The sequence below is a fragment of the Mesorhizobium sp. M1406 genome, from assembly GCF_040317555.1.
Lineage (GTDB): Bacteria > Pseudomonadota > Alphaproteobacteria > Rhizobiales > Rhizobiaceae > Mesorhizobium.
Map to the genome: position 1 here is coordinate 1 of NZ_JAMYKW010000116.1, position 8,420 is coordinate 8,420.

The following is an 8,420-nucleotide window of genomic DNA, read 5'->3' on the forward strand; positions in this document are numbered from 1 at the left end:
TTTCCATCCATGATCCGATTGCCGACCTGCTCACTTTCCCTGCAATGCGCTGTCATCGGCTCAACATCGAGACCTGCGTAACGCCCCATGCAAATCTGGAACAAAATCGCGTGTGTCGCCACAGCGTGACAGCCGTCCCGGCCAGCTATCGCTGCATCAAGCCGCTGAAACTTACAGTGCCGGGCGCGCTGCTACCTGAATTTCCTTACCGCTCAATCAATGTGACAGCACCGATTCTTCTCAACCGCGGCATGCCCTAAATCGTCACTTGCGTTCCGATCTCGACGACGCGTCCGGTCGGGATCTGGAAGTACTCCGTCGCGTCGGCCGCCGTACGCGCCAGGCCGATGAACAACCGGTCCTGCCACACCGGCATGCCGGAATTGGGCGAGGCCTTGAGCGAACGCCGTGACAGGAAGAACGAGGTCGTCATGATGTCGAACTTCCAGCCTTGCTTGCGGCAGATCGCCAGCGCGCGCGGGATGTTCGGCTGCTCCATGTAGCCGAAGGTCAGCGTCACCCGCATGAACAGCTCGTTGACCGTCTCCATCTTGACCCGGTCGCTGTCGGGCACCACCGGTTGCGGCGCGGTCACCACCGAAAGGATGACGTTCTGCTCGTGCAGCACCTTGTAGTGCTTCAGGCTGTGCATCAGCGCGGTTGGCGCGCTGAGTGGATCGCTCGTCAGGAACACCGCGGTGCCGGACACCAGCTGCGGCTTTTTCTTCAGGAGATTGCCGGCGAGGAAATCGAGCGGGATTTCGTTGCGGCGGGTCTTGTCGAACAGATAGCGGCTGCCGCGCACCCAGGTCCACATAGCCAGCACAATGGTGAAGGCCACCGCCAGCGAAGCCCAGCCACCCTCGAACACTTTGACGATGTTGGAGGCAAAAAAGCCGACATCGATGAAGCCGAACAGCGCCGTCATGGCGACCGCCACCCACAGCCGCCATTTCCAGATCCGGGTCATGACGACGAACAGCAGCACCGTCGTCACCAGCATGTTGCCGGTCACCGAGATGCCATAGGCGGAGGCGAGCTTGCTCGATTCGCCGAAACCGACGACCAGCAGCATCACCGCCAGCGCCAGCAACAGATTGACGCGCGGCATGTAGATCTGGCCCGACTGCTTCTCCGAGGTGTGCAGGATTTCCAGGCGCGGCAGCATATTGAGCTGCACCGCCTGCCGGGTCAGCGAGAAGGCGCCGGAGATGACCGCCTGGCTGGCGATGACAGTCGCGGCCGTCGCCAGCACGACCATCGGGATCAGCGTCCAGCCTTCGTTCATCTCGAAGAATGGATGGCCGACGACGCCATTCTTGGCCAGCACGAAGGCGCCTTGCCCGGCATAATTGAGCAGCAGGCAGGGAAACACGATCGCCAGCCAGGCCAGCACGATCGGCTTGCGGCCGAAATGGCCGAGATCGGCATAGAGTGCTTCGGCGCCGGTGACGGCGAGGAAGATGGCGCCGATGGTCACGAAAGCGACGTCGGGCGAATTGATCAGAAACGCGACGATGTAGTGCGGGCTCACCGCCCACAGGATTTCCGGATCGGCGATGATGTGGTTGAGCCCGGAAAGGCCAATTGCCAGGAACCACACCGCCGTCACCGGGCCGAACACCAATCCTACCCCGCCCGTGCCGAAGCGCTGCACCGCGAACACCATGGCCAGGATGACCAGTGTCAGCGGCACGACATAGGGCTGGAAGGTCGGCGTGACGACGTTCATACCCTCGACCGCCGACAGCACCGAAATCGCGGGCGTGATGACCGCGTCGCCGAAAAACAGCGAGGCGCCGACGATGCCGATGCCCAGGATCACCGCCGACCGCTTGGGGAAACTGCCGCGCGCTAGCGCCATCAGCGACAGCACGCCGCCCTCGCCGCCGTTATCGGCGCGCAGCACGAACATGATGTACTTGATGGTGACGATGATCGTCAGCGACCAGATGATCAATGACAAAACGCCGAGGATATCGCCGCGCTCGGCGACATTGCCGCCCGACGACGCCACCAGCGCCTCACGGAACGCGTAGATCGGGCTGGTGCCAATATCGCCATAGACAACGCCGAGCGCGCCTAGCATCAGCACCTCGGGGCTTTGCTGTTCGATTGCCGGATGGCTCGACTGTTCGACGGGTTCTGCCTCGCTACCAGTATTGGTAAGGACCATGGACGACACTCCGATAAGGGGCGGCCCTCTACCTTTGCTGCACTGCAATATCAAGTGCCGCGACGTAATGGCTCCGTATGCGGACCGCATTTGTTGCCGCACCGGCGGATTGTCTCATACGAAACCACGATCCCGCTCCCGGGCCATTTCCTCGACGAGACACAGGCCAAGGGGACCTGAAGGAGGGCCAGACCGGATGGGCGATGATCTGCGGCAGGAAACGATGGCGCTGCTTGTAGCTGACGGCATGTCTTTCTCCTTTGTGTGTCTGCCAGACGAGCGGGCGGGCACGGAAGTGGTCGCGCTCTGGCTGCCAGACATACTCGTCCAACCTGATGAAAACCTGACTTGTACACCCAGCCCAAACAGGTGCGAGGGGTCGGTCTATTACCAAAGGCTCTGAGGGCTGATTCTCTAGGGTTCCCGCCCGATTGATCCGTGACCCTTGTTGTGTGCCGCCCCGGGTTGATCGGAGGCTCCAACTCCTGAGAAGGTGGAACCATGACAAGCAAGGCGACCAACAAGTTCTCTCCCGAGGTCCGGACCCCCCGCGGTGCGGCTGGTTCTGGATCACGAACGCGAGCATACGTCGCGGTGGGCGGCGGTTTCATCGATCGCCGCCAAGATCGGCTGCAAGAAAGCCGAGCGTGACGGCGGCGTGCGCGCCGGAGTTCCCACGGATGCTGCGACGAAACTGAAGGCTCTGGAACGCGAGAGCCGCGAGCTTCGCAGGCCAACGAGAGCAAGGCTTCCGCGTATTTTGCCCAGGCGAAGCTCGACCGCCGGTTCAGGCCACGATCGCGTTCATCGACGATCACCGCAAGGCGCATGGGGTTGAGCCGATCTGCAAGGTGCTGCCGATCGCCCCGTCGACCTACCACGACCATGTCGCCAAGCGCGTCGACCCCTGCCGGCTGTCGGCTCGGGCAAGATGGGATACAGCCTCGAAGGATGAGGTCCGACGGGTTTGAGGCGAACTTCCGCGTCTACGGCATTCGCAAGGTCTGGCGGCGGTTGCGTCGCGAGGGCTTCGAGGTCGCCCGCTGCACGGTTGCCCGCTTGATGAAGGCCATGGGCCTCGAAGGCATCGTCCGCGGCAAGCCGATCCTCCGCACTACGGTGAGCGACAAGGCCGCACCTTGCCCTCTCGACCACGTCAACCGCCAGATCCATGCTCCGGCGCCGAACATGCTGCGGGTCTCCGACTTCACCTGCGTCGCGACCAGGACGGGCTTCGTCTATGTCGCCTTTGTCATCGACACCTATGCCCGTCGGATCGTCGGCTGGCGGGTGAGCCGGACGGCGCATGCAGCCTTCGTTCTCGATGCCCTGGAACAGGCTCTCCATGATCGGCGGCCCGCGCGGGGAGGCGGGCTCATCCATCACAGCGATAGAGGCAGCCAAGGCGGATTCAACCGGATCGTCGCAACACCGGCATCATACTGTCCCCCAAGGAGCTGGTCGAGGAGTTCGGCAGGTGTTTTCCAGCCGAGCGTTTTGCGCGGTCTTGTGTTGATAGCATGGGCAACTGCGTCCAGTTCCCGGGCTGTGTGCCGACTGAGATCCGTGCCCTTTGGAAAGTACTGTCTCAGCAAGCCATTGGTGTTTTCGTTGGAGTCTCGCTGCCACGGGCTTGGGGATCGCAGAAGTAAATCTCGAGCCCGGTGTCGATGCGCAGGTCGGCTGCTGCGCCATTTCCGCTCCATGGTCCCAAGTCAGCGACTGACGCAGCTGCTCGGGAAGTTTGCCCATGGATCGGGCTATGCTCTGCGGACTGCTTCAGCGCCGTGGCCGGCAAGTGCTGGACCGTTCTTGATGCGCAGGCTCTGCTGATAGCCATGCATGCGCGGCAGGTGAAGCACGCATTGTGAAGCGTGAACTTCGTTCCACGAGCGTACCGATCGCCTAGCTTCCGAGGCCAAGGACGAGGTCGCCTTCCCAATGTCCGGGGACAGCCCGATCGGCAATTTCGGCCGGAAGGTCGCCTATCATAACGGCGTCTCCAATGAAGGACTTGTTGCGCATTCGGGCCCGTTCGCGCGGTACGCGCGTTCGCGCGGTACGCGCAACGCTCGGCCTGAACGCAGACATGCGGTCAGTCCTCGGCGCAATGCTCCGCGTCCTTGAATGTACAAGGACTGATAGATCGTCTCGTGGCTGATCCGCATGGTTTGATCCTCTGGGTAATCGATCTGAAGCCGATTTAGCGATCTGCTCGGGGCTCCAGGCTGCCGACCACCTCCGGCTCTGTCGTTTTTTCCATACCCACCTTGGGGCCCTCGAATGAGGCGCCATTGGGGTTGGTGACTTTGCCGGCCAAGCGCTCCTCAACATATTCACGCAGAGCCGGATTGACCGCCAGCTTGCCAGGAGGCCGCCGGGACTCACGATCGGCGTGCCATTGGGCGGCACTGGCCGGTAATCCAGATTGCCGCTGCGCGTCGCGGCATTGCGCCTGACCTCCCGCAAGATTGTGCTCGGCGGCCGACCTAGTTTACGAGCAATGGCCCGGATGCCGATTCCCTTGGCAAGCTCAAGCGCAATATCCTCGCGCTCCCGAAAGAAAGATATCGCCCCGAAGGCGGCTTCGCCCACGGCGCCAAATGCGTTGGCGGCATCCCTCCTGCACTCCGAAACCAGCGCGGACCAAGAGGCGTTGATGTACCGGCATCCAGTGCGGCCTCCTCGCTCGAATGTCCCAAGGCAATAGCTTGCCAGAACCGGAAGCGATTCTCACGCTGCCAGGCGGCGGACGCCCGGGCGAATCTAGCTTCTTTCGAGTGCACCGATCTGAAGCGCGTTGGTGAACCGTCATTGCAACCTCCAATCCCTTGGTGTTGCGACGACCGGTTGAATCCGCCCAACACGTCAGCATTCAATACACCGAGCGCTTGGCGGAGGCCGGCGTCGAACCCGCAGTGGGCAGTGTCGGCGACTCTTTCGATAATGCTCTCGCGGAAACGATCAACGGTCTTTACAAGGCCGAGGTGATCCATCGACGCGGACCCTGGCGCTCATTCGAGGCCGTCGAGTTCGCCACGCTCGAATGGGTCGACTGCTTCAACAATCGCTGGCTGCTGGAGCCCATCGGCAACATCCCGCCGGCCGAAGCCGAGGAACGCTACTACGCCATGTTGGATGAACCAGCCATAGCCGCGTGACTCAAACGAAACGGCCACCGGAATGCCCGGGGCAGTTCACATCGCATTTGATGCCAGCTTCATCGTATTTTCTTCGGCTTGGACGGGCACTTGGCAGACCCACAGAGCTGGGAACCCTTTGCCATACTACAACTGTAACATCATATCGGTTTAGCAGGTCAAGCTTCGGTGGTAACCTCATTGGGTAGAATAACTACTTTGGAGGCGAGCAATGGATCGCGATAACAAACGGGCACGTGCAGCTGCAAGATCATCTCAAGGCGTGGGGAGCAGTAGCCTCCGTGACGTTCCAGAGGGGCCATTGAGCGATGTTGCAGAACGGCTGGTAACCGCTAACCCGCGCGATACAGCGCGAAATCTTGGGGGCTTCAAAGGCCTCGGGACGCACGAGCGAACAGCCGTTCGGGGCACTCAACCCGGGCCAGAAACTGACCTCGCGAGATTTGAAAGGCGGACCAATCGGCTTGGACGATCAGCCATCGATCTGGCCGCGACATTAACAGCCGAATTGGGGTACAGCACGGATGACATAGCATTGCAGAAAGTCGGAGCGGCCAGTAATCTAGGCGATTACCTAACGCCAGGGCTGCAAGATGCTATTGTTAATCGCATTGGCAACATGGATCCGCCGTCGCAAGCTCTCGGAGCTTATTACGTTGCGCCACACTTCAGTAAGTTTACTGACGAAAACAAATCTCGCATTCTTGATCAGGCCATTGGATTGGCTTCTTCTGATCCGGATGGCAATGTCAGGATGATGGCATCCAATGCTATTCTCAACATGTATCAACAGTTAGACGCAAATCAACAGGCCCAAGCTCACTCAGTTTTTCCCGGCATGCAAGACATCTTGCCGCACATGCCGCCGCCGCAGCATGCAGCAGAGGAACGGAGTGCGAATCTGGACGGCCACATAGCAGGTATTGAGGCTGCAGTCCGTGATACAGTAGGCCCGCAAACCTCCTATGAACAGCTGCAGCGGGGTGCTCAAATCGGGCGGTCCATAAACCACGCCTTCAATCACGCCCGAGAGGACCTAATGGAGGCCACCAGAAGCAGAGATCGCTCCGGCCGTTGAGGTCTCGGCCATGGTACAGTGACGCTTTCTCTCCCGAATTCCGTTTACGGCCTTGCCGTTTCCAATTCGCTGGCCGTTGACGTACCTGCTTAGTGTAACTTTCAAAAACCACGTCTGCCGGGTGATGCGCTGCAAGCATCGCACCACCCGCTGCGGCATCGATCTGTCGAGCGGCGACATCGCGCGACGCCGGTTCGGTCTCTGAAGCACGCGCAGCATTAGCTACGGCTAATCCGGCAATGGAACAATGCTTTCAACAAAAACGACGCCCCCCAACATAGCCATTAGCATCGCGTGCTCACTCGCCGTGGGCTTCTGTGCGGCAAGTCTTTACGCAACCTTCCGCCACGGCGGCAGCGGCGAGGCTCTGATGGCGTTTGATGTCCGTGCCTTTTGGTTTGAGACGCCCTTCTATTTGGGTTTCGCAACCCCCGTTTTCTATCGGGGCGCGGCTATCGTGCTCTCGACGTCCGCGGTCGTCTTGCTGATTCAGCAGATCGTATTGCGCCGCAAGCTCGAACACCACGGGACGGCTCGTTGGGCTCGAGTGGATGAAATGCGACGCACGGGATATCTGCGACGATACCGTGGCGTGACAGGGCCGGTGTTTGGGAAGACAAGTGGCCCTTTCTGGCCTGGCTACTACCTGACCAATGGCGAGCAGCCTCACAGCCTCATCGTTGCACCGACCCGCGCTGGCAAGGGCGTCGGCATAGTCATTCCAACGCTACTTACATTCAAAGGCTCGGTGATAGCTCTGGACGTCAAGGGGGAGCTCTTTGAGCTCACCTCGAGGGCGCGCAAAGCCGCAGGTGACGACGTGTTTAAATTCGCGCCGCTGGATTCGGAGCGGCGCACAAACTGCTACAATCCGCTGTTGGATCTTATAGCGTTGCCTCCACAGCAGCAATTCACCGAAGCCCGCCGCTTGGCCGCAAACCTGATTACGGCCAAGGGGGAGGGCGCGGAAGGTTTCGTCAGCGGCGCGCGAGATATCTTTGTCGCGGGAATCCTTGCCTGCATCGAGCGGGGCACGCCAACAATCGGCGCCGTCTATGACCTCTTCGCCCAGCCGGGGGAGAAGTTTAAGCTCTTCGCGCGACTCGCCATGGAGACCCAGAACAAAGAGGCACAACGCATCTTCGACGACATGGCGGGGAACGATACGAAAATCCTAACCTCCTACACTTCCGTGCTCGGCGATGGCGGGCTCAACCTGTGGGCGGATCCCGCTGTAAAGGCGGCCACAAGTCGCTCGGACTTTTCGGTCTATGATCTTCGCCGTCGCAGAACGTGCATCTATCTTTGCGTTGGTCCGAACGACCTTGAGGTGATCGCGCCTCTGATACGCTTGTTTTTTCAGCAAATCGTTTCAATTCTGCAGCGGTCGCTGGCCCGCCGGGATGAAAAGCACGAGGTTCTCTTCCTGCTCGACGAGTTCAAGCACTTGGGTAAGCTGGAAGCGATCGAGACCGCAATCACGACTATCGCGGGCTACAAGGGGCGTTTCATGCTCATCATCCAAAGCCTTTCGGCACTGACGGGGGCTTATGGAGAGGCTGGCAAGCAGAATTTTCTCAGCAATACCGGACTGCAAGTGTTCATGGCCACGGCTGATGACGAGACTCCGAACTACATTTCCAAGGCCATCGGTGAATACACGTTTGAAGCCAAATCGATTTCCCACAGCCAGGCGCGAACGTTCGACTGGACCATTCAGAATTCACATCAAGGTGCACCGCTATTGCGTCCCGAACAGGTTCGGCTGCTCGATGACGACTACGAGATTGTTCTCATCAAAGGTCTGCCACCATTAAAATTGAGGAAGGTGCGATATTTTTCGGATCGCATTCTGAAACGCATCTTTGAAAGCCAGACAGGCGCCCTCCCGGAGCCGGCGCCCTTGACGGGAGCAGAGGAGGCGCTCTCCGCAGAATCTCAACTCGATGACCCGCTGTGTGAATTGGCGCAGGACTTTGACGATACAGTTTGATGTGAGGCTAGT

Annotated in this window: 3 protein-coding genes, 4 pseudogenes and 1 other annotated feature; of the genes and pseudogenes, 5 read left to right on the plus strand and 2 right to left on the minus strand. The window is 59.9% G+C overall.

Features of this window, described 5'->3' with window-relative positions; all coding sequences use genetic code 11:
- Positions 1 to 260: pseudogene (locus tag NKH03_RS33660) on the plus strand (hypothetical protein); the annotation flags it as partial.
- Here NKH03_RS33660 and NKH03_RS33665 read toward each other — a convergent pair.
- Positions 257 to 2,176: a potassium transporter Kup gene (locus NKH03_RS33665; RefSeq protein ID WP_352973163.1), complete on the minus strand. Its 1,920-nt coding sequence runs from the start codon at positions 2,174 to 2,176 to the stop codon at positions 257 to 259. The pseudogene NKH03_RS33660 and the gene NKH03_RS33665 overlap by 4 nt on opposite strands.
- Positions 2,177 to 2,677: 501 nt before the next feature.
- On the opposite strand from NKH03_RS33665, the pseudogene NKH03_RS33670 reads away from it, so the two are divergent.
- Positions 2,678 to 3,580 (plus strand): annotated as a pseudogene (locus NKH03_RS33670) (IS3 family transposase); the annotation flags it as partial.
- Positions 2,929 to 3,045, plus strand: a sequence feature (AL1L pseudoknot). It overlaps the preceding pseudogene by 117 nt.
- Here NKH03_RS33670 and NKH03_RS33675 read toward each other — a convergent pair.
- Positions 3,559 to 4,991 (minus strand): annotated as a pseudogene (locus NKH03_RS33675) (IS30 family transposase). The pseudogenes NKH03_RS33670 and NKH03_RS33675 sit on opposite strands and share 22 nt — an antisense overlap.
- A gap of 43 nt (positions 4,992 to 5,034) precedes the next feature.
- Here NKH03_RS33675 and NKH03_RS33680 point away from each other — a divergent pair.
- The 3 genes and pseudogenes from NKH03_RS33680 to virD4 all read left to right on the plus strand — a co-directional run.
- A pseudogene (locus NKH03_RS33680) lies at positions 5,035 to 5,337 on the plus strand (integrase core domain-containing protein); the annotation flags it as partial.
- Positions 5,338 to 5,548: 211 nt separating this feature from the next.
- Positions 5,549 to 6,415, plus strand: coding sequence for a hypothetical protein (locus NKH03_RS33685; protein WP_023766568.1), 867 nt, complete (start codon positions 5,549 to 5,551; stop codon positions 6,413 to 6,415).
- A gap of 247 nt (positions 6,416 to 6,662) precedes the next feature.
- Complete coding sequence (gene virD4, locus NKH03_RS33690; protein ID WP_023766569.1) at positions 6,663 to 8,408, plus strand: type IV secretion system ATPase VirD4; 1,746 nt, start codon at positions 6,663 to 6,665, stop codon at positions 8,406 to 8,408.
- Positions 8,409 to 8,420: the final 12 nt, after the last annotated feature.

Coding starts and splice junctions, on each gene's coding strand:
- NKH03_RS33665 (WP_352973163.1), bottom strand. CDS start 2,176: ATGGTCCTTACCAATACTGGTAGCGAGGCAGAACCCGTCGAACAGTCG.
- NKH03_RS33685 (WP_023766568.1), top strand. CDS start 5,549: ATGGATCGCGATAACAAACGGGCACGTGCAGCTGCAAGATCATCTCAA.
- virD4 (WP_023766569.1), top strand. CDS start 6,663: ATGCTTTCAACAAAAACGACGCCCCCCAACATAGCCATTAGCATCGCG.